Raw genomic sequence first — 19747 nt, 5'->3', positions numbered from 1 at the left:
AAAGAAATATGATGAAGCAACGAAAAATAGAACTATTGGCCCCCGCCAAGAATCTGGAGTGCGGTATTGAAGCAGTCAATCATGGTGCGGATGCGGTATATATAGGCGCACCGAAGTTCGGCGCACGTGCGGCTGCGGTCAATTCTTTGGAAGATATAGCCGCTTTGGTGGCGTATGCCCATTTGTACAACGTACGCATTTACGTTACGGTCAATACCATTCTGAAAGAAGAGGAGCTTGCCGAAACGGAAAAGATGATTTGGGAACTGTACCGCATCGGTGTAGACGCCCTGATAGTGCAGGATATGGGAATTACCCGTCTGAACCTGCCGCCCATCCCCCTGCACGGCAGTACGCAGATGGACAACCGTACACCGGAGAAAGTACGTTTCCTGGCGGATGCAGGTTTTCGTCAGGTAGTGCTGGCGCGCGAGCTGTCATTGCAGGAGATACGCCGAATCCACGAGGCTTGTCCGGAAACGCCTTTGGAAGTGTTTGTGCACGGTGCGCTTTGTGTAAGCTACAGCGGCCAGTGCTACGTCAGTCAGGCATGTTTCGGCAGAAGCGCCAACCGGGGAGAGTGTGCCCAGTTCTGCCGCCTGCCGTTCAGTCTGGTAGATGCCGACGGGAAAACAATCGTCCGCGACAAGCACCTGCTCTCTTTGAAAGACCTGAACCAAAGCGAAGTGCTGGAAGACCTGCTGGATGCCGGCGCCTCTTCCCTCAAGATAGAAGGGCGGTTGAAGGACGTTTCCTATGTGAAGAACGTTACGGCTGCCTACCGCAGCAAGCTGGATGCCATTTTCGCCCGTCGCAAGGAGTACGTACGTGCTTCTTCGGGTACTTGCCGTTTCGACTTCACGCCCCGGTTGGACAAGAGTTTCAGCCGCGGCTTCACCCATTACTTCCTACAGGGCCGCGACCGGGAAATCTCCTCTTTCGATACGCCGAAGTCTTTGGGCGAGGAGATGGGTACGATGAAAGAGCAGCGCGGCAATTACCTTACCGTTGCCGGAGTGAAACCTTTCCATAACGGAGACGGTGTCTGCTTTCTCGATGAACAGGGCTGTTTGCAAGGTTTCCGTATCAATCGGGTGGATGGCAACAAGCTGTATCCGGCTGGCGATGTGCCCCGTATCAAACCGCGCACCCGTCTTTTCCGCAATTTCGACCAGGAATTTGAGCGCATCCTTGCCCGCAAGTCCGCCGAACGTAAAATCGGCGTTGAATGGGAGCTGGCAGATACCCCTTCGGGCTTTGCCCTGACTGCGGCGGACGAAGACGGCAACCGCATAACCTTGTCTTTCCCCTATCCAAAAGAACTTGCGCGTACTCCGCAACCGGAGAACCTGCGCACCCAACTCGGCAAATTGGGGAATACTCCTTTCGAGGTCATGCCTCTCGGCGGCACGGACAGCCCCTCGGCAACAACAACTCCCGCCATTGCAATCAACCTGTCGCAGAACTGGTTCATACCCGCTTCGGTGATAGCCGACTGGCGTCGCCAGGCGATAGACAAGCTGACTGCCGCCCGCCGCATTACTTATCGTCGTGAGTTACATGTGTGGAAACCCACCCGCCACCGTTTCCCGGCAACATCCCTGACCTATCTGGGCAATGTGATGAATACCGCCGCCCGCAGCTTTTATCAGGCTCACGGAGTAGCTTCCGTGGAACCGGCATACGAGAAGCAGGCCGTACCCGAAGCCGTACTCATGTTCTGCAAACATTGCCTGCGTTACAGCATGGGCTGGTGTCCTACGTATCAAAAGGGACATTCCCCGTACCGGGAACCCTACTACCTGGTAGGAACAGACGGTAAACGTTTCCGCCTCACTTTCGACTGCAAGAACTGCCAAATGAAAGTCAGCAGTTAAAAGCCAAGGATGAAGCTTACGTATAAAGCATACGGTATAAAGAATGAAGTATAAGGTATGGGTGAATACGCATAACGGATAGTGAAGATGATTGAGAATGAATGCCCAAAGTATATAATATGAAGAAAGAAGAAACAAACATAAACAGCCGTAAACACAGCGTCACCGTACAACGTGCGTCCCGCTCTTTATACCTTATGCCTCATACCTTATACTTAAATTTCATATTTTATATTTTATACCTTATTCTCGGTTCTTCTTGCCATTATCCCCGTCCGGACCTGGAAGACGGGAAACTGGGGGCAAAGACCCGCGATTCGCTGGCTTATCTGTACGAGCGTCACTATACGTGGAACACGAATCTGGAAGTGCAGGAAGATTCGGTGACGATAGCCTGCCTGCCTGTAAAGGACTGCTATAATACACTGTACAAGGGAGACAGGGTGGTGGTGGCGGAGTTTGCCATACACCCGACGGACAGTGTGGACAGCGTATGGGTCAAGCTCGCCCATTCTCAGGAAGTGCAAGGCTGGCTTCGGGAAAAGGACATGATCCGGGCGTTTGTGCCTACGGACAGTATCTCGCAGGCCATTTACCTGTTCAGCGATACGCATGCTTCCTATTTCATTGTTATTTTTGCGCTGTTTGTGGCGGCATGGCTGTTTCGCGCGTTCCGGCGGAAGCAGTTGCAAATGGTCTACTTCAATGATATAGACAGTGTATATCCGTTGTTGCTGTGTCTGTTGCTGGCGTTCAGTGCCACGGTGTACGAGTCGATGCAGGTGTTTGTGCCGGAGACGTGGCAGCATTTTTATTTCAACCCCACACTCTCACCGTTTAAAGTGCCGTTCGTGCTATCCGTTTTCCTGATGAGCCTTTGGCTGTTTGTCATCGTACTGCTGGCGGTGCTCGACGATTTGTTCCGCCAACTGAGTCCGGAAGCGGCTGTGTTCTATCTGTTGGGGCTGGCTTCCTGTTGCATTTTCTGTTATTTCTTCTTTATACTGACTACCCATATATACATCGGTTATCTGTTTATAGCCGTATTTGTGTGGGTATTCTTCAGGAAACTGCGTTCGTCACTGGCTGCATCCCGCTATCGCTGCGGCAATTGCGGACAGAAAATAGGGGCGAAAGGGGTTTGCCCGCATTGCGGGGCAATCAACGAATAGGTTATTTGCCGGTACCGGCTGGCGGTACTTCGCATTCCAAAGGGAGGTACCTCGGCTACCGGCAGTTGGTACTCCGTGTACCAACGCTTGGTAGTCCGCGTACCATAGTGTGGTACTTCACGTACCAATGCTTGGTAGCTCCCGTACCAACGGTTGGTATTTCGTGTACCAAAGCGGGGTATTACTTTGGTACACGAAACCGGTTTATATTAAGAGGCTTACAATTCTGATTTACCTGCTTGTAAAAGTCGGCAAACTCTGTTTGCTAAAATCTGCAACGCAGTTCTATTCCGGCCTGGATGGGACGTCCTTTCTGCATAAATCCGTTGCCCATGCTTTCGAAATAGAAGGCGGCGTAATCCTTGTCCAGTGCATTGCGCACCCAGAAGTCTATCTGTCCGCGGCCTTTCTGGAAACTGATGCGTCCGTTCAGTGTGCCGTAGAATGATTGGCTGACGGTGTTCTCTTCCGTCCAGTACACACGTCCCGCACCGGTGTATCCGGCATTCAGTTGGATGCGCTCCAGCCAATATCCCGGGTTGATGCGGAAAATGTACTGTCCGCCTACGGTCAGCGTGTGTTTGGGAACGAAAGGCACGTAGTTGCCGTTGTAGCTGATTTCCTGAAGCTGTCCGTTGACGCGGGCATTGGTTACGTAGTCCTTAAAGGTGGCATACGTATAGCCGTAGCTGGTGTTCAGCGTGAAGTCGGCAGTAATGGCGGCAGTCAGAGACAGTTCGGCGCCGAGGCTGCGGCTTTTGCCTGCATTCACCGTTTCGCGTCCCAAGCCGCTTGCTCCTGCAAAGCGTGAGATTTGCTGGTCGCGCGTCTCCAGCCAGAAGAGTGCGGCATCGGTACGCAGACGGTTATTGAAAAGATTCAGGTGAGTACCGATTTCGTAGTTCCAGGTTTGCTCCGGTTTGTATTCGGTGGCGGAGCGGGCGTCGGGATTCTCGCCTGCGTCGGGGAACATTTCGTTGATAAGGTCTTTGTAGGATGCGCTGGGAGAACCCTCTACGGCTTTTAGAATCTCCTCTTTTGTCTGCCGCATCATGTCGTTTTTCAGGCTGGACTGCAACAGGTCGGAGAACATCTGGATGTTGTATCCGCCCGAACGGTAGCCCTTGCTCACGGTTGCATAGACGTTGCCCCGATTGTTCTTGAAGTCGTATTGAAGGGCAAACTTCGGCAGCAGTTGCAGGTAATCCTTGTCGATGGAACCGTGGTAGCGCGACTGTACGGTGAGCGCCGTTTCGGGCATCATCGGTATTTCTTTGATAACCTGCCCGCCCCGTACCATTTCTCCTTTGATACCTACCGTATAGTCCATTGCAGTGCCGGAGTCGTAGGTCATCTTCATCTTCTCATAATCCAGGCGCAGACCGGCGGTGAAAGATAATCCCGTAAGACCGAACAGGTCCCGGAAAGTAGACTGGTGGAACAACGCTCCGTTGAGAAGCGGTGTGTCGAAATTACCGTTGATGAGCAGATTGCTGTTGCCGGGCCGCAAGGACGGCAGGATATTGATTCCCATACCGGGCATGGGCATGGGAACTTCTATTTTGGACGGGATTACACTGCCCAGCATCTGCCCCAGCATTCCCATGCCGTCTTCCCTGAAGGTCACCGGAGCGTCGGTTTTCAGCCACTGGTAGAAGCCGAAGACGCCCGTAGCCCATTGCCAGCGGCTGCTGCCTTTGCTTTTCATCACAATCTCTTCGCTCAGGGTATGGATGCGTTGCTTCTGTTCCAGCGTATAGATGTCTTTCGCCGTAAAATCCTGGTCGATGAACATGCGGTCTTTCAGGAACTGATAGCCCGTTACGGCGCTCAGGGTGAAGCGCTGCGCCTGATATTCGAGGTTCAGCCCTGTATTCAGCAGGTTACGGTAGTAGCTGCTTTCGCGGTTGTTGGAGATTGTGCCGATATAGGATTTCATCTCTTCGCTTTGGGCGGCGGGGTTGACGCTGCCGGTATAATAGTACGGATAGCCGCCCTGGTCGCTGTATTCGTAGCTCACGTTCAGGTCTGCTTTCCAGTTCTCGGAAGGCAGGTAGATGCCGCGGAAGCGTCCGCCGGCCGATTGGCTCTTGTCTGTCTTCTTATTCTCCAGCGCTGCGTTACGGAAGAAGCCGCCTTCGTAGTCATAGAAGCCGCCGGTAGAGAAAGCGAAACGCTCGGACACCCGGTGGTAATGCGTCAGCGAAGTGTTGTAGGCATTGTGCGTGCCTGCGCCGATGCGCAAGTCCGTGCCCTGATAGGAGAAAGGCGATTTGGTGTGAATCTTGATCAGTCCGCCCATCGCATTGCGTCCGTACAGCGTTCCTTGCGGGCCGCGCAGTACGTCGATGCGTTCGATGTCGGAGTAGTCGAAGTCGAAAGCGGACTTGTCGATGTAGGGGATATTGTCCACATACAGTCCCACGGACGGCGTGTTGATGCGCGAACCGATACCGCGGATATAGACGGCGGAAGTAAGGCGCGAACCGTAGTCGGGGATGAACATGTTGGGAACGAGCCCGGTCAGGTTCTTGATAGAGTTCACCTGTGCCGCCTGCATGTCCTGCTGCGAAAGCAGGGTGACGGCTGTGGGCTGTTCGCGCAGCTTGCGGTTTTCTTTGGGGGCTGCGATGACGAGGACTTCTTCCACGTCTACTACTTTCAAGGTGTCCAGATCTGCTGCCGACACATTACCGGCAGTGAGGAACGTCAGAATCAGGGGAATAATCTTATATTGTTTCATAACTGGTTTTGTTTCGCTTGCAAAGTAACGCGAAATCTCCAGCCCGTGCAATCCTAATTTATGAGGATTATGATGCCGGGAGATGCGGGGCGGCAGGGGGATTGCCATCCGGTTTATATCCTGTCGGCATCGATGTAGCCGTGCATCACGGCATAGATTGTCAGTCCCGATACGGACTTGATGCCCAGTTTCTCCACAATGTTCTTGCGGTGGGTGATGACGGTGGTGAGGCTGATGTTCAGTTTGTCGGCAATCTCCTTGTTGATAAGCCCTTTGGTGATGAGCACCAGCACTTCTATCTCGCGGGCGGAAAGTTCGTGGGCATCGGTGTTGCCGGCGGCATGAGGCGGCATGGTGGAGCGGAGACTGTCCGGTTGCTTGTCGGGGTGTCCGTGCTGGTGTCCGTACCGATGGAGTTGCAGAATGTCTTTTACGAGGCCTTTCTCGTCCTGATAGATGTTCAGGGTCGGCACGCCCGATAGCTGAGGCTGGTTGTCGCCGCCTGCCAGTACGATGGTCTTGGGCTTTCGGGGCAGGAAGAATGAGGTATGCTCGAAATATATTTGGGAAGAGATGAAATAATGGGCATACATGTCGGGCGTATCATCCATGAGTTCGGCGAAGGAGCGGAACACACGGATGGTAGCCATCGGGATAATCTCTTCCAGAAGGTTCTGCAATCCCAAAGAGGTCAATGTGTTGGGAGCGACGATTGCTATTTCGGGAGCTGTCATAACGGTATAGGTTTGCCCGCAAAAGTACGGATTATTTTTGTATCATCCTTGCAATGCGGGGAAATGAATTTCACCTGCATGCGGAACTCTGCTGCTCTCATTGCAGCAAAAGCCGGCCTGCGGCTTCCGCACACCGTTCTCCGTCGATACCTGCCGACACGATGCCGCCTGCATATCCGGCTCCCTCTCCGCAGGGAAACAGCCCTTTCAAACGGATATGCTGCAAGGTGTCTTTGTCTCTGACAATGCGCACCGGAGCCGATGTACGGGTTTCAACGCCAATCATGGCAGCTTCGTTGGTGAGGAAACCGTGGCTGTATTTCCCGAATTGCTGGAAACCTTTGCTCAGCCGGTCGGCAATGAACGGCGGCATCCAGAAGTGCAGAGGCGACGATACCAGTCCGGGGGCGTATGAACTTTCCGGCAGGTCGTAGCTGAGCTTTTTCCTGGTAAAGTCCGCCATGCGTTGCGCGGGGGCTGTTTGCTTCATGTTGCCCTGTTGCCAGCAGAGGCGTTCCAGAGCTTCCTGAAAATACATCATGTTGAGTTGGGAGTTGAAAGCCGGCTCTTCATTCATCATTCTTAACTCCTTATTCTCCAAGTCTTCCGGACGCAGCTCCACTACCATTCCCGAATTGCTCCACCGGGACCCCCGGTTGCTGGGGCTCATTCCGTTGACTACGATTTGCTGGGGACCGCTGGCTGCCGGAACCACAAAGCCGCCGGGACACATGCAGAAGCTGTACACGCCTCTTCCGTCCACTTGGGTAACGAAGCTGTACTCGGCGGCGGGCAGGTATTTGCCGCGTCCGTTGCGGTTGTGGTATTGTATCCGGTCTATCAGGGAAGCGGGATGTTCCAGACGTACTCCTACGGCGATGCCTTTGGCTTCTATTTCCACTCCGTTGGCTGCCAGCCAGCGGTATACATCGCGTGCGGAGTGTCCGGTAGCAAGTATTACAGGACCGAGGAATGTCCGGCCGGTATCGGTTTCGATGCCTTTCACTTCATCGTTTTCAATAATAAGAGCATCCATCCGTGTCTCAAAGTGCACTTCACCGCCGCAACCGATAATGGTGTTCCGCATGTTTTCTATGACCCGCGGCAGTTTGTCCGTGCCGATATGGGGATGGGCGTCTACGAGTATGGAAGATGAAGCGCCGTGCTGGCAGAATACGTTCAGGATTTTGTCTACGTTTCCCCGTTTTTTACTGCGGGTATAGAGCTTGCCGTCCGAATAGGCGCCTGCACCGCCTTCTCCGAAACTGTAATTGGATTCCGGGTTGACGGTCTGTTCCCTTCCTATCAGGGCAAGGTCTTTCTTGCGGTCGCGTACATTCTTTCCGCGCTCCACGATGACGGGGCGCAAGCCCAGCTCTATCAGACGCAAGGCGGCAAACAGTCCGCCGGGACCGGCTCCCACAACGATAACTTGCGGCTTGTCCGACACATCGTTATAGACGGTTTCCTGATACTCCTTCTCTTTCGGCAACTCGTTGAGATAAGCACGCACGGTCAGGTTTACGAAGATGGTCCGCTGGCGTGCATCAATGCTGCGTTTCAGAATGCGCGTAGCCGTAATGTCGCGTGCGCTCACTCCTTTCTCTTGTATGAGGTATTCTTTTATGCGTTGTTCGTTGGCTGCAACCTCAGGCAACACGCGCAATTGGTATTCTTGTATCATTGGGTTTCTTTCTATATCTATATATAATGTGTATCAATCCGTATCTCCTGCGGCGGACTCATCCTATGGAGGACTTAGCCGAACAATGCCCGGAAGGCTTCTTCCACCTTTCTTACCGGTATCAGCTCAATCTTCAATTTGGACGCGTTCAGTCCCTGCAGATTATATTTGGGCAATATAAACCGTTTGAAACCGAGCTTCTCCGCTTCGCCGATGCGTTGCTCAATCCGGTTTACGGGGCGGATCTCGCCGGACAGGCCTATTTCTCCCGCCATGCAGATTTCGGGTTCTATGGCGGTATCCATGTTGCTGGACAGAATGGCGCTGATAACTGCCAGGTCGATGGCGGGGTCGTTCACTTTCAGTCCGCCGGCAATGTTGAGAAAGACGTCCTTTTGGGCAAGCTTGAAGCCGACCCGCTTTTCCAGTACAGCCAACAGCATGTTCATTCTCCGTATGTCGAAGCCGGTGGCGGAACGTTGCGGGTTGCCGTAAACGGCACTGCTCACCAATGCCTGCGTTTCTATCAGGAACGGTCGTATGCCTTCTATGGCCGAAGCGATGGCTATGCCGCTCATTCCTTCATGGTCTTGGCTGAGGAGCAGTTCCGAAGGATTGCTTACCTGCCGCAGTCCGTCCTGTCTCATCTCATAGATGCCCAACTCGGCAGTGCTGCCGAAACGGTTTTTGATGCTGCGCAGGATGCGGTACATATAATGTTGGTCGCCTTCAAATTGGAGCACGGTGTCCACGATGTGCTCCAGTACCTTAGGCCCGGCAATGCTTCCTTCCTTGTTGATATGGCCGATGAGGATGACCGCCGTATGCGTTTCTTTGGCGAAGCGCAGGATCGAGGCGGAGCATTCCCTCACCTGGGCTATGCTGCCGGGAGAGGATTCGAGCGTCTCTGTGGAGATAGTTTGTATGGAGTCTATTATGACTAAATCGGGGCGTGTATTCTTTATGTGGACGTAAATCTGTTCCAACGAGGTTTCGCAGACAATCAGGCAGTCGGCGGATGTGCCTGACAGACGGTCGGCACGCAGCTTCAGCTGCCGGGCGCTTTCTTCGCCGGATATGTAGAGGATACGTTTCTCCGGTATGCGGAGGATGGTCTGCAGCACCAGGGTGGATTTTCCGATACCCGGTTCGCCGCCTATCAGCACCAGCGAGCCTTGTACCAGACCGCCGCCCAATACCCGGTTCAGCTCCGCATCGTGCAGGTCGATACGGGGTTCGTCATCGGCAGCGATTTCATCCAGTGTCACGGGCTTTGCTTTGGCGGTTTCCATGCCCGATACCGGACGTTTGTTTACGGTTTCCTTGCGTACAATCTCTTCTACATAGGTGTTCCACGCTCCGCACGACGGACATTTGCCTACCCATTTAGGCGATTCCTGCCCGCAATTGCTGCATACATATACCGTTTTCTCTTTTGCCATAAAAGAACTTCCTTTAGAATAATTGCCCAAAGGTACGATTTTTCGTTTCAGGGCTGGCGGTGTGTCACAGAGTTTTTTCTATATTTGTTCTCAAAAACATAAAACGGGGATTATACTATGATAGAAGATATTCTTGAATACAATAAGCGGTTTGTAGAGAATAAGGGATATGAGAAGTATATCACCAATAAATATCCCGATAAGAAAATCGCCATCCTTTCCTGTATGGACACCCGTCTGACCGAATTGCTGCCGGCAGCTCTGGGCATAAAGAACGGTGATGTAAAGATGATAAAGAATGCGGGCGGAATCATTTCGCATCCTTTCGGCAGCGTTATACGCAGCCTTATGGTGGCTATCTACGAGTTGGGGGTGAAAGAGGTCATGGTCATTGCACATTCCGATTGCGGTGCGTGCCACATGAGCAGCGCCCAGATGATAGAGCACATGAAGGCGCGCGGCATCAAACAGGAAACGATAGATATGATACGTTTCTGCGGAGTGGATTTCGATTCGTGGCTTTATGGCTTCGGAGATACGGAGAAGTCCGTAAGAGAAACGGTGAAAGCCATTCTTGACCATCCGCTGATACCGGAGGATGTCCATGTTTCCGGGTTTATCATCGATTCGATTACCGGGGCCTTGACTCCCGTAGTGGCGTAAACTCCTCTCTTCCTATATCGTTATCTCACCTGCAAGAGGGCGGCTCATCAGGTCGCGTACTTTTGCGGGGGGATAGTTGTGACCTAACAGGAACATCAGTTTGGTTACAGCGGACTCTGTTGTGCTGTCGTATCCGCACACCACGCCTGCCTGCATCAGACGGTATCCCGTTTCATAACGCTCCATTTCTACCGTACCGGCGCTGCATTGGGTAACGTTTACAATGATAATGCCTTGTTCGCAGGCATTGTGCAGATGATGGAGAAACCACTCTTTCAACGGAGCATTGCCCGAACCGTAAGTTTCCAGCACCACAGCTTTCAGTCCCTTTATAGCGAGAATGGCATCCACCACGTTTTCCTGAATGCCGGGGAAGAGCTTCAATATGGCTATATTGGTATCGAGCAGGTAGTGTGGCTGCAACTCTCTTTGTACGTTCTCCGTATGAATCTGCACATTATTATATTTAATATGTATGCCGGCAGAAGCAAGTACAGGGTAATTGTACGAGCGGAAAGCATTGAAGTTCTCCGCATTTATTTTGGTGGTACGGTTGCCGCGTGTCAAGTGATTCTCAAAGAAGATACATACTTCCGGCACGATAGGCCGGCCGTTGGGATGCCGGGCAGTGGCAATTTCGATACTTGTCAGCAGATTTTCTTTACCGTCGGTACGGAGCACGCCGATAGGAAGCTGCGAACCCGTGAGGATGACGGGCTTGTTGAGGCCCTCGAGCATAAAGCTGAGAGCGGATGCCGTGTAGGCCATGGTATCCGTGCCGTGAAGGATGACAAAGCCCGTATATTGATTGTAGTTGTCGCTGATAATGCGTACGAGTTTGCGCCAGGCATCCGGATCCATATCCGAAGAATCCATAGGCGGATCGAACTGATAGGTATCAATGCGGAACGTAAAATTCTGAAGCTCGGGTACATGCTTCTGTAAATGTTCGAAGTTGAAGCTCTCCAAAGCTCCGGTTTCTGCATTTTCTATCATGCCGATAGTGCCACCGGTGTAAATTAACAAAACGGAAGTATTATTTGGGGACATACGCTCAATTCTTACATAATTACCATGCAAAGATAGTAATATATCTCTAAAATAATAGCAAAGTGTTATAAAACTATGCCAGTATTTATATCTCTTTGTTTGGAAAAGCGTGAATATGGTAGCCGTAATATGTACATATTTCTTCCCTTTATAGAATGAATCTGTATTTTTATCGCAAAAAAGTCATAAAATGTAATAGTTTGAATGTTTTTATTGTTACTTTTGCAACACTTATCATAAGCGATAGCAGTAAGAGAGAATGAACAAGTACTATCAACATACAGTCACATCCATGTGTACCATGACCCTTAGGGGTTAGGGATAGTATTTTGTGTTTCTACGTGTTACACCAATTTTTCAGCAGTTTTTCTTATTTAGTTAAAGTCTATACGGGCCATAGCAGCTTGTTTTGACAATTGTATCAACCGTTTCAATCCGATAAAAAGATATGAAAGTAATAAAATTCGGCGGAACATCCGTAGGTTCTGCGAGCAGTATTTTAAGCGTTAAGAGAATTGTAGAGGCTATAAACGAACCTTTAATAGTGGTAGTGTCTGCCTTGGGCGGCATTACGGACAAGCTGATCAATACTTCGAAAATGGCGGCTGCCGGTGATTCCTCTTATGAAAACGAGTTTCGTGAGATTGTCTATCGTCATGTGGAAATGATAAAGGAAGTAATTCCGGCAGGTGAGGCGCAAGTATCACTGCAACGCCGGGTGGGTGAGTTGCTTAATGAGCTGAAAGACATCTTCCAGGGCATTTACCTGATAAAGGACCTCTCGCCGAAAACATCCGATACGATTGTGAGCTACGGCGAACGCCTTTCATCCATTATTGCAGCGCAACTGACGGGTGCGGAATGGTTTGATTCGCGCCGGTTCATCAAAACGGAGAAGAAACATTCCAAGCATGTATTGGATACGGAGCTTACTACTTCCCTGGTGCGCGAGACTTTCAAGGATATGCCCCGACGGGTGCTGGTTCCGGGATTTATCTCTACGGATAAGATTACGGGCGAGGTGACCAACCTCGGTCGCGGAGGTTCCGACTATACGGCTGCCATCATAGCTGCGGCGCTGGATGCCGATGCACTGGAAATCTGGACGGATGTGGACGGTTTCATGACCGCCGATCCGCGTGTGATTTCCACGGCTTATACCATTAATGAACTGAGCTATGTAGAAGCTACCGAACTTTGCAACTTCGGCGCTAAGGTAGTGTATCCGCCTACCATCTATCCGGTTTGCCACAAGAACATACCTATTATAATAAAGAACACGTTCAATCCCGACGGAGCGGGAACGGTCATCAAGCAGGATGTTTCCAATCCACAAAGTAAAGCCATTAAAGGTATTTCGTCTATCAACGATACAAGTCTGATAACGGTGCAGGGACTCGGTATGGTAGGCGTGATTGGTGTGAACTACCGTATCTTTAAGGCTTTGGCAAAGAACGGTATCAGCGTGTTCCTCGTATCGCAGGCATCTTCGGAGAATTCTACTTCCATCGGTGTGCGTAATGCGGATGCCGACCTGGCTTGTGAAGTTCTGAACGAAGAGTTTGTCAAAGAGATTGAAATGGGAGAGATTTCACCCATACAGGCTGAGAAGGATTTGGCTACGGTAGCCATTGTAGGTGAGAATATGAAGCATACGCCGGGTATTGCCGGTAAGCTGTTCGGTACGCTGGGACGTAACGGTATCAATGTGATAGCTTGTGCACAGGGCGCTTCGGAAACGAATATTTCGTTTGTGGTAGACAGCAAGTCGCTGCGCAAGTCTTTGAACGTGATCCATGACTCTTTCTTCCTGTCGGAATATCAGGTATTGAATCTCTTTATCTGCGGAGTTGGTACGGTAGGCGGCAGTTTGATAGAACAGATTCACAGCCAGCGTCAGAAATTGATGCAGGAGAACGGCTTGCAACTGAATGTGGTAGGTATTGCCGATGCTTCCAAAGCAATCTTCAGCCGCGAGGGATTTGACTTGGGACGCTTTCGCGAAGAATTGGCGGAGAAAGGTAAGGAAAGCTCTCTGGATACGCTTCGTAACGAGATTATCGGCATGAATATCTTTAACTCCGTATTCGTGGACTGTACGGCAAGCGCAGGAGTGGCTTCCTTGTATAAAGACCTTTTGATGCACAACGTTTCGGTTGTAGCCGCCAATAAGATTGCAGCTTCTTCGGAGTATGAAAACTACCGGGAACTGAAGCAGATAGCCCGCCAGCGCGGCGTGAAATATCTGTTTGAGACGAACGTAGGTGCAGGGCTGCCTATCATCAATACCATTAACGACCTTATTCATAGCGGTGACAAGATACTGAAGATTGAAGCCGTGCTGAGCGGTACGCTGAATTATATATTCAACAAGATAAGCGCGGATATTCCTTTCAGCAGAACCATTAAAATGGCTCAGGAGGAACGTTATTCCGAACCCGATCCACGTATCGACCTCAGCGGTAAGGATGTAATCCGCAAACTGGTAATCCTTGCACGTGAAGCCGGTTATCGCATCGAGCAAAGTGATGTGGAAAAGAATCTCTTTGTACCCGATGACTTCTTCGAAGGTTCTTTGGATGACTTCTGGAAGAAAGTGCCGAGCCTCGACGCCGGCTTTGAAGCACGCCGCAAGGTGTTGGAAGCGGAAAACAAGCATTGGCGTTTCGTTGCCAGACTGGAGAACGGCAAGGCATCCGTAGGACTGCAGGAAGTGGGTGTCAATCACCCGTTCTATGGGCTGGAAGGCAGCAACAATATTATCTTGCTGACAACAGAGCGTTATAAGGAATATCCGATGATGATACAAGGCTACGGTGCCGGTGCCGGTGTAACGGCTGCGGGAGTATTTGCGGACATTATGAGTATTGCGAACGTTTAATTAAGTACGAACTTCGTACTTGGATTTCAAGATTCATGGGTATGAAACACATTATTATATTAGGTGACGGTATGGCCGACTGGCCTGTAAAGTCTTTGGAAAGCAGGACTTTGTTGCAAGCAGCTAAAACGCCCTATATGGATAAGCTTGCCCGGATGGGGCGTGTAGGCAGGTTAAAAACTGTTGCCGACGGATTTCATCCCGGCAGTGAGGTTGCCAATATGTCCGTTTTGGGCTATGACCTGCCGAAAGTATATGAGGGACGCGGCCCGTTGGAAGCGGCAAGTATCGGTGTAGACCTGAAGCCGGGTGAAATGGCGATGCGCTGTAATATTATCTGCATTGAAGGAGATGCTATCAAGAACCATTCGGCGGGACATATTACGACCGAAGAAGCCGATGTGCTGGTGAAATATCTGCAGGAACATTTGGGTAATGAGCGCGTGCGTTTCCATACGGGTGTGCAATACCGGCATTTGTTGGTAATAAAAGGTGGAGACAAGCGTATAGCCTGCACTCCCCCGCATGATGTCCCTCTGAAACCCTATCGGCCGTTGCTGGTAAAGCCTATGGCAGGTACGGAAAGTATCACCGTTCCCGAAGGACAAGCCGATTTGACCCCGCAACAAACCGCCGATCTGATTAACGATTTAATCATGCGTTCGCAAGAATTGCTGAAAGAACACCCCGTCAATAGGAAGCGTGCAACCGAAGGCAAAGACCCGGCTAACAGTATTTGGCCGTGGAGTCCGGGTTATCGTCCGCAGATGGAAACACTTTCGGATAAGTTTCCTCAAGTGAGGAAAGGCGCTGTAATCTCTGCCGTAGATTTGATTAACGGTATCGGCTATTATGCCGGACTGCGCCGCCTGACGGTGGAAGGAGCGACCGGACTGTACGATACCAATTACGAGAATAAAGTGGCTGCCGCTCTTGACGCACTGAAAACGGATGATTTCGTTTACCTGCATATCGAGGCCAGCGATGAGGCGGGACATGAAGGAGACCTTTCTTTGAAGAGGCTGACCATTGAAAATCTGGATAGCCGCGCCGTAGGTCCTATTTATGAAGCGGTGAAAGATTGGGAAGAACCTGTCGCCATTGCCGTTTTGCCCGATCATCCTACTCCCTGCGAGCTGCGTACACATACCAACGAACCGGTACCTTTCTTTATTTGGTATCCGGGTATTGAGCCGGACGAGGTGCAGACTTTTGATGAAGTGGCGGCTTGCAGCGGCAGCTACGGTCTGATGAAAGAAGATGAGTTTATAAACGAATTTATGAAGGGATAATGAGATGACATGCCCAAATGTGCTGATTATCATTTGGTACAGCGTCATAGCCTTTAATTATTAATTCTTTAATATTTAATTTAATATGCAATATTATAGTACCAACAAACAAGCTCCCGATGTTACCCTCGAAGAGGCGGTAGTGAAAGGGCTTGCCGCAGACAAAGGACTTTTCATGCCCTTTACCATTAAACCGTTGCCGCAGGAATTCTACGACAGCATTGATACGCTTGGCTTTCAGGAGATAGCCTATCGGGTGGCGGATGCTTTCTTTGGGGAAGATGTTCCCGCAGATACATTGAAGCAGATTGTGTACGATACATTGAGCTTCGATGTCCCTTTGGTGAAAGTGACGGAAAATATCTATTCCCTCGAATTGTTCCATGGCCCTACACTTGCCTTTAAGGATGTAGGCGGCCGTTTTATGGCGCGCCTGTTGGGCTATTTTATCAGAAAAGAGGGCAAGAAGCAGGTTAATGTATTGGTTGCTACCTCGGGTGATACGGGCAGTGCCGTTGCCAATGGTTTCCTCGGTGTAGAAGGTATTCATGTTTATGTGCTCTACCCGAAGGGCAAGGTCAGTGAAATTCAGGAAAAGCAATTCACTACGTTGGGACAGAATATCACGGCTCTTGAAGTAGATGGCACGTTCGACGATTGTCAGGCATTGGTGAAAGCGGCTTTCATGGACAAGGAGCTTAACAGCCGTTTGCAACTTACCAGCGCCAATTCCATTAATGTGGCGCGTTTTCTGCCGCAGGCTTTCTACTATTTTTATGCTTATGCGCAGTTGAAGCGGGCGGGTAAGGCTGCCAATGCCGTAATCTGTGTGCCAAGCGGCAATTTCGGTAATATAACGGCCGGTTTGTTCGGTAAACGCATGGGACTGCCGATAAAGCGTTTCATAGCATCCAACAACCGTAACGACATATTCTATCAATATTTGCAGACGGGTGTTTATACGCCGCGACCCAGTGTCGCTACGATAGCCAATGCCATGGATGTGGGCGATCCGAGTAACTTTGCCCGTGTGCTCGACCTCTATGGCGGTAGCCATGCAGCTATCTCTGCCGAGATAAGCGGTGCTGCTTATACGGACGAACAGATAGCCGAAACCGTGAAGAACGTTTGGACAGATGAGCATTACCTGCTCGACCCTCATGGTGCATGCGGTTTCCGTGCATTGCAAGAGGGCTTGCAGCCGGGTGAGACGGGCGTCTTCCTGGAAACGGCTCATCCTGCCAAGTTCAAAGATACGGTAGAGAATATTATCGGTGAGGCGATACAGATACCGGAGAAGTTGCAAGCCTTTATGCGTGGCGAAAAGAAGAGTCTGCCTATGTCGAAAGATTTTGCAGACTTCAAGCGCTATTTAATGAATGTTTGATTACCAGTTATTTCTGATAGGATGAGGTGTCAAAACTAAAAAAATATCAAAGGAGTTTTGACGCCTCTTCTTGTTTTCCTGTGGGAATGCTTTTTATCTTTCCGGCTTTATGGCTATTATCCCAAAGCACGAGTATTTCTATTTTCAGAAGGCTGTGACGGTAGAATAGCGTATAGTCGGGACAAGGAGTGATATATCGTATGTTATCCATTTCCGTGGCTTGTCCGATGAAAGGATTTAGAGTAATGCGATGAAGTGCATTCTGGAAGAGTGAGTATATAATCTTTCCCTGTTCTTTGTTTCCAAACCTCTGCACTGAGGATAACAGCAGGCTCCTCAGTTCCCCCTTGGCAAGTGGCGACCAATTTATTTGTTTAACCATGATTTTACTTCCTTATTGATTGTAACATCTTCTTGTCCTTCTCCGTTTTCCAGTTGCCGGCAAGCGGTTTGGATATCCTGGCGTAGGCGGGTAGAGAATACGAGCACTTGTTTGGTGGGGGTTGATGCCTGTTTGGGTTCTGTTTCTTTCATTTTTCAGTCTCCTATTTCCCTAAAAACATTGCAAAGTTGCGAATTGTTTAGGATAACGCTCCGTATGTTTCCGAACATTTCCCGGTGCTATGCGTTCTCACTACCTCGAACTCAATGTAGATAGTCTCATGAAAGATAAAAAGCTGGAAGCCAATCTCAGTATGGTTGCATCCCGTGTCATGGCGGGTCTGAACATGAACGGATTGAAGTATTTATTGCCTTTGTGGTTGGGAGCTTTAACGGGTGTTACCATACGGTGCGTGTTTGCGGCAGTGGCTTTTTGGTTGACGGGTTGTTTTATAAAAGAAGCGGCGGTTACCAGGAAGCAACGCATCATGCTGTTTTGCCTCGGGGCGTTCGGGCTTTACGGATTTATGTTCTGCTATCTGCTGGGCATCAGCAAAACCACTCCGGTTTCGAGCGCCATATTCAATTCGATGCAGCCTATATGGGTATTTCTCATTTCCGTTTTCTTTCTGCACGAGAAAGCTACGGTAATGAAGATTATCGGTATAGCTTTGGGGTTTGGCGGTGCGATGTTGTGTATCTTGACGCAGGGCAGCGATGATTTGGCACGCGATGCCTTTACCGGCAATTTGCTTTGTATGATCAGTTCGTTTGTATTTGCCGTTTATCTGATTGTAAGCAAAAAACTGCTGGAGAAGGTAGGAGTAGTGACAATGATGAAATATATATTTGGCGGAGCTGCTGTTTCCGGCATAATCGTTTCGTCCGTTGCAGGGTGGGATGCACCGATGTTTGCAGAAGCCTGGAAGGGCGAGTGGCATTGGACGGCGTGGGCTGTACTTGCATTTATCCTTATTTTCCCTACTTATCTCAGTTACTTCCTGGTTCCTGTCGGGTTGAAGTATCTGAAGACTACCGTTGTCGCTATTTACAGCTATCTGATATTGGTAGTGACCACGGTTGTCTCGCTTTCTTTGGGGCAGGACCGGTTCAGTTGGACACAGGCCGTTGCCATTGCTATGATTTGTATCAGCGTGTACTTTGTGGAAGTGGCTGAGGGAAATTCAAAAAAACCAGATACTCCCCTTCCGCCTCAATCGTAAACTCTGTTCCGATGCATTCGTTGAGAGTGCCCTGCCACCAGTTGGTGAAGTCGCTGAGAGGGTATACCAAGCCGAGTCCATGCAATTTGCGGGCATTGAAGTTGATGATGGATACTTGCTGTCCCGGTTGGCAGGTAAAAGTACATGCGTTCTGGCAAGGGATGAAGATACCGTGATCTGTATAAGTCCGCACATCGGCTCCAGCACGCATATAGTCCATAAGCAGGCTGATGTTTCCCAACGTATGGTCTTCGCGTTTGCCGGTGGCGCCTACGATAGCTATCCGGCGTTTGCCTTGCGATAACAGGTAGTTGACGGCTTTGGTCTGGTCGTTCGTTTCTTGTTCGGCAATGCGGTGAAGCAGATGCCCGTACTTCTTGCGGTTCTCCTCACTGATGGAGTCGCCGTCACCTATAATAAGATTGGGGGTATGTCCGTTCCGGATGTATTCGTCTGCACCGCCGTCGCAACAGACTACGTAAGGCGCATCTGCCAATATCTGCAAAGGCAGGGGAGCGGTAGGATATTCCCCGTTTGCTAAAACCACAGCTTCCACTTTCATAGTTGATACTTGCTAAATCGGAATTTATAAATCATAAATCAGCCTCTTTTTTCATCAGCTTCTTCCATTTGAAATAGCCAAAGATAGCGATTATTGTGTAAAGGCCGTACAATGCAGCGGTAAAATCGAGTCCTTTATAGATGTACAATCCTGTACTCACAGCATCTACGCCAATCCAGGCCCACCATTGTTCCACATATTTACGTGCCAGCATCCACATGCCGACAATGCTGAGCGCGGTAGTGAAGGAGTCCAGCCAGGGGACATTGCTGTCTGTAAAGTTGATAAGCACCCAGGCAATGCCGGCAAGCGTAACGGCAAATACCGCAATAAGTGGCAACAGATACCTTGACGGCATGCAGGTTATGGGAAGCTCCTGTTGTTGGTTTTCCATATCCGGGATTTTCCTTTTCAGGATTGTCCGGCGTAAGAATGCTCCGTATTTCCACATCATCCACCCATATATGGCAGCTCCGAGGTAGTAGATGTTGATACCGAAGTCTGCATACAGCCCCGCATTGTAGTACACGAAGATATAGATAGCAGGCATTATGATGCCTGCTATCCAAAGATATATACTTGCCCGATACTCCAGCCAGAGGTAGAGAAGACCGACAAGTGTTCCGATAATTTCGAGTGTCTGCTCCATAATCAAA

The 19747-nt window shown here is 50.2% G+C and carries 16 protein-coding genes; 7 read left to right on the top strand and 9 right to left on the bottom strand.

What is annotated here, in order from left to right:
• Positions 1 to 8 precede the first annotated feature (8 nt).
• Positions 9 to 1877 carry a peptidase U32 family protein gene (locus NQ565_RS01270; protein WP_005652267.1) on the top strand — a complete coding sequence of 623 codons (1869 nt, stop codon included), beginning with the start codon at positions 9 to 11 and terminating at the stop codon, positions 1875 to 1877.
• A 197-nt stretch (positions 1878 to 2074) separates the two neighbouring features.
• The gene (locus tag NQ565_RS01265; RefSeq protein ID WP_118399651.1) at positions 2075 to 3049 is read left to right on the top strand and encodes a hypothetical protein; all 975 of its coding nucleotides are present in this window, start codon (positions 2075 to 2077) and stop codon (positions 3047 to 3049) included.
• A gap of 265 nt (positions 3050 to 3314) precedes the next feature.
• On the opposite strand, the gene NQ565_RS01260 is transcribed toward NQ565_RS01265, so the two are convergent.
• From NQ565_RS01260 to radA, 4 genes are all read right to left on the bottom strand, one after another.
• Positions 3315 to 5792 carry a TonB-dependent receptor gene (locus NQ565_RS01260; protein ID WP_005652265.1) on the bottom strand — a complete coding sequence of 826 codons (2478 nt, stop codon included), beginning with the start codon at positions 5790 to 5792 and terminating at the stop codon, positions 3315 to 3317.
• A gap of 113 nt (positions 5793 to 5905) precedes the next feature.
• Entirely contained in the window at positions 5906 to 6526 is a 621-nt protein-coding gene (locus NQ565_RS01255; protein WP_005652264.1) for a response regulator transcription factor, read from the bottom strand.
• 97 nt (positions 6527 to 6623) lie between these two features.
• Complete coding sequence (locus tag NQ565_RS01250; RefSeq protein WP_005652263.1) at positions 6624 to 8210, bottom strand: NAD(P)/FAD-dependent oxidoreductase; 1587 nt, start codon at positions 8208 to 8210, stop codon at positions 6624 to 6626.
• A gap of 74 nt (positions 8211 to 8284) precedes the next feature.
• The gene (gene radA, locus NQ565_RS01245) at positions 8285 to 9652 is read right to left on the bottom strand and encodes a DNA repair protein RadA (protein ID WP_005652262.1); all 1368 of its coding nucleotides are present in this window, start codon (positions 9650 to 9652) and stop codon (positions 8285 to 8287) included.
• A gap of 117 nt (positions 9653 to 9769) precedes the next feature.
• Between radA and NQ565_RS01240 the strand changes: the two genes are divergently transcribed.
• Complete coding sequence (locus tag NQ565_RS01240) at positions 9770 to 10315, top strand: beta-class carbonic anhydrase (RefSeq protein WP_005652261.1); 546 nt, start codon at positions 9770 to 9772, stop codon at positions 10313 to 10315.
• A gap of 12 nt (positions 10316 to 10327) precedes the next feature.
• Here the strand turns inward: NQ565_RS01240 and NQ565_RS01235 are convergent, their stop codons facing one another.
• Positions 10328 to 11365, bottom strand: a complete 1038-nt coding sequence (locus NQ565_RS01235; RefSeq protein ID WP_005652260.1) for an asparaginase — start codon at positions 11363 to 11365, stop codon at positions 10328 to 10330.
• 448 nt (positions 11366 to 11813) lie between these two features.
• Between NQ565_RS01235 and thrA the strand changes: the two genes are divergently transcribed.
• The 3 genes from thrA to thrC all read left to right on the top strand — a co-directional run bounded on the left by thrA (position 11814) and on the right by thrC (position 16925).
• Positions 11814 to 14246 carry a bifunctional aspartate kinase/homoserine dehydrogenase I gene (gene thrA / locus NQ565_RS01230; RefSeq protein ID WP_005652259.1) on the top strand — a complete coding sequence of 811 codons (2433 nt, stop codon included), beginning with the start codon at positions 11814 to 11816 and terminating at the stop codon, positions 14244 to 14246.
• A gap of 41 nt (positions 14247 to 14287) precedes the next feature.
• Entirely contained in the window at positions 14288 to 15538 is a 1251-nt protein-coding gene (locus NQ565_RS01225) for a cofactor-independent phosphoglycerate mutase (RefSeq protein ID WP_040315500.1), read from the top strand.
• Positions 15539 to 15623: 85 nt separating this feature from the next.
• A complete protein-coding gene (gene thrC / locus NQ565_RS01220) occupies positions 15624 to 16925 on the top strand; it encodes a threonine synthase (protein WP_005652257.1) in 1302 nt (433 codons plus the stop codon).
• 46 nt (positions 16926 to 16971) lie between these two features.
• On the opposite strand, the gene NQ565_RS01215 is transcribed toward thrC, so the two are convergent.
• Together NQ565_RS01215 and NQ565_RS01210 are read right to left on the bottom strand one after the other, a co-directional pair.
• The gene (locus NQ565_RS01215) at positions 16972 to 17307 is read right to left on the bottom strand and encodes a type II toxin-antitoxin system RelE/ParE family toxin (RefSeq protein WP_005652255.1); all 336 of its coding nucleotides are present in this window, start codon (positions 17305 to 17307) and stop codon (positions 16972 to 16974) included.
• A complete protein-coding gene (locus NQ565_RS01210) occupies positions 17292 to 17459 on the bottom strand; it encodes a hypothetical protein (RefSeq protein ID WP_005652253.1) in 168 nt (55 codons plus the stop codon). The genes NQ565_RS01215 and NQ565_RS01210 overlap by 16 nt, the downstream gene beginning before the upstream one ends.
• A gap of 128 nt (positions 17460 to 17587) precedes the next feature.
• Between NQ565_RS01210 and NQ565_RS01205 the strand changes: the two genes are divergently transcribed.
• The gene (locus NQ565_RS01205; RefSeq protein ID WP_040315492.1) at positions 17588 to 18529 is read left to right on the top strand and encodes a DMT family transporter; all 942 of its coding nucleotides are present in this window, start codon (positions 17588 to 17590) and stop codon (positions 18527 to 18529) included.
• Here NQ565_RS01205 and NQ565_RS01200 read toward each other — a convergent pair.
• Together NQ565_RS01200 and pnuC are read right to left on the bottom strand one after the other, a co-directional pair.
• Positions 18456 to 19091, bottom strand: a complete 636-nt coding sequence (locus NQ565_RS01200; protein WP_005652249.1) for a thiamine diphosphokinase — start codon at positions 19089 to 19091, stop codon at positions 18456 to 18458. The two genes, NQ565_RS01205 and NQ565_RS01200, sit on opposite strands and share 74 nt — an antisense overlap.
• A gap of 31 nt (positions 19092 to 19122) precedes the next feature.
• The gene (pnuC, locus tag NQ565_RS01195; protein ID WP_005652246.1) at positions 19123 to 19740 is read right to left on the bottom strand and encodes a nicotinamide riboside transporter PnuC; all 618 of its coding nucleotides are present in this window, start codon (positions 19738 to 19740) and stop codon (positions 19123 to 19125) included.
• Positions 19741 to 19747 lie beyond the last annotated feature (7 nt).

Origin of the sequence: Bacteroides stercoris ATCC 43183, from assembly GCF_025147325.1 — a bacterium.
Classification (GTDB): domain Bacteria; phylum Bacteroidota; class Bacteroidia; order Bacteroidales; family Bacteroidaceae; genus Bacteroides; species Bacteroides stercoris.
Note: the sequence above shows the minus strand (reverse complement) of the source record. Positions and strands in the feature narration are given on the sequence as shown.

Coding starts and splice junctions, on each gene's coding strand:
- NQ565_RS01235 (WP_005652260.1), bottom strand. CDS start 11,365: ATGTCCCCAAATAATACTTCCGTTTTGTTAATTTACACCGGTGGCACT.
- NQ565_RS01215 (WP_005652255.1), bottom strand. CDS start 17,307: ATGGTTAAACAAATAAATTGGTCGCCACTTGCCAAGGGGGAACTGAGG.
- NQ565_RS01260 (WP_005652265.1), bottom strand. CDS start 5,792: ATGAAACAATATAAGATTATTCCCCTGATTCTGACGTTCCTCACTGCC.
- NQ565_RS01255 (WP_005652264.1), bottom strand. CDS start 6,526: ATGACAGCTCCCGAAATAGCAATCGTCGCTCCCAACACATTGACCTCT.
- NQ565_RS01200 (WP_005652249.1), bottom strand. CDS start 19,091: ATGAAAGTGGAAGCTGTGGTTTTAGCAAACGGGGAATATCCTACCGCT.
- radA (WP_005652262.1), bottom strand. CDS start 9,652: ATGGCAAAAGAGAAAACGGTATATGTATGCAGCAATTGCGGGCAGGAA.
- thrA (WP_005652259.1), top strand. CDS start 11,814: ATGAAAGTAATAAAATTCGGCGGAACATCCGTAGGTTCTGCGAGCAGT.
- thrC (WP_005652257.1), top strand. CDS start 15,624: ATGCAATATTATAGTACCAACAAACAAGCTCCCGATGTTACCCTCGAA.
- NQ565_RS01250 (WP_005652263.1), bottom strand. CDS start 8,210: ATGATACAAGAATACCAATTGCGCGTGTTGCCTGAGGTTGCAGCCAAC.
- NQ565_RS01240 (WP_005652261.1), top strand. CDS start 9,770: ATGATAGAAGATATTCTTGAATACAATAAGCGGTTTGTAGAGAATAAG.
- pnuC (WP_005652246.1), bottom strand. CDS start 19,740: ATGGAGCAGACACTCGAAATTATCGGAACACTTGTCGGTCTTCTCTAC.
- NQ565_RS01210 (WP_005652253.1), bottom strand. CDS start 17,459: ATGAAAGAAACAGAACCCAAACAGGCATCAACCCCCACCAAACAAGTG.
- NQ565_RS01270 (WP_005652267.1), top strand. CDS start 9: ATGATGAAGCAACGAAAAATAGAACTATTGGCCCCCGCCAAGAATCTG.
- NQ565_RS01205 (WP_040315492.1), top strand. CDS start 17,588: ATGAAAGATAAAAAGCTGGAAGCCAATCTCAGTATGGTTGCATCCCGT.
- NQ565_RS01265 (WP_118399651.1), top strand. CDS start 2,075: ATGCCTCATACCTTATACTTAAATTTCATATTTTATATTTTATACCTT.
- NQ565_RS01225 (WP_040315500.1), top strand. CDS start 14,288: ATGAAACACATTATTATATTAGGTGACGGTATGGCCGACTGGCCTGTA.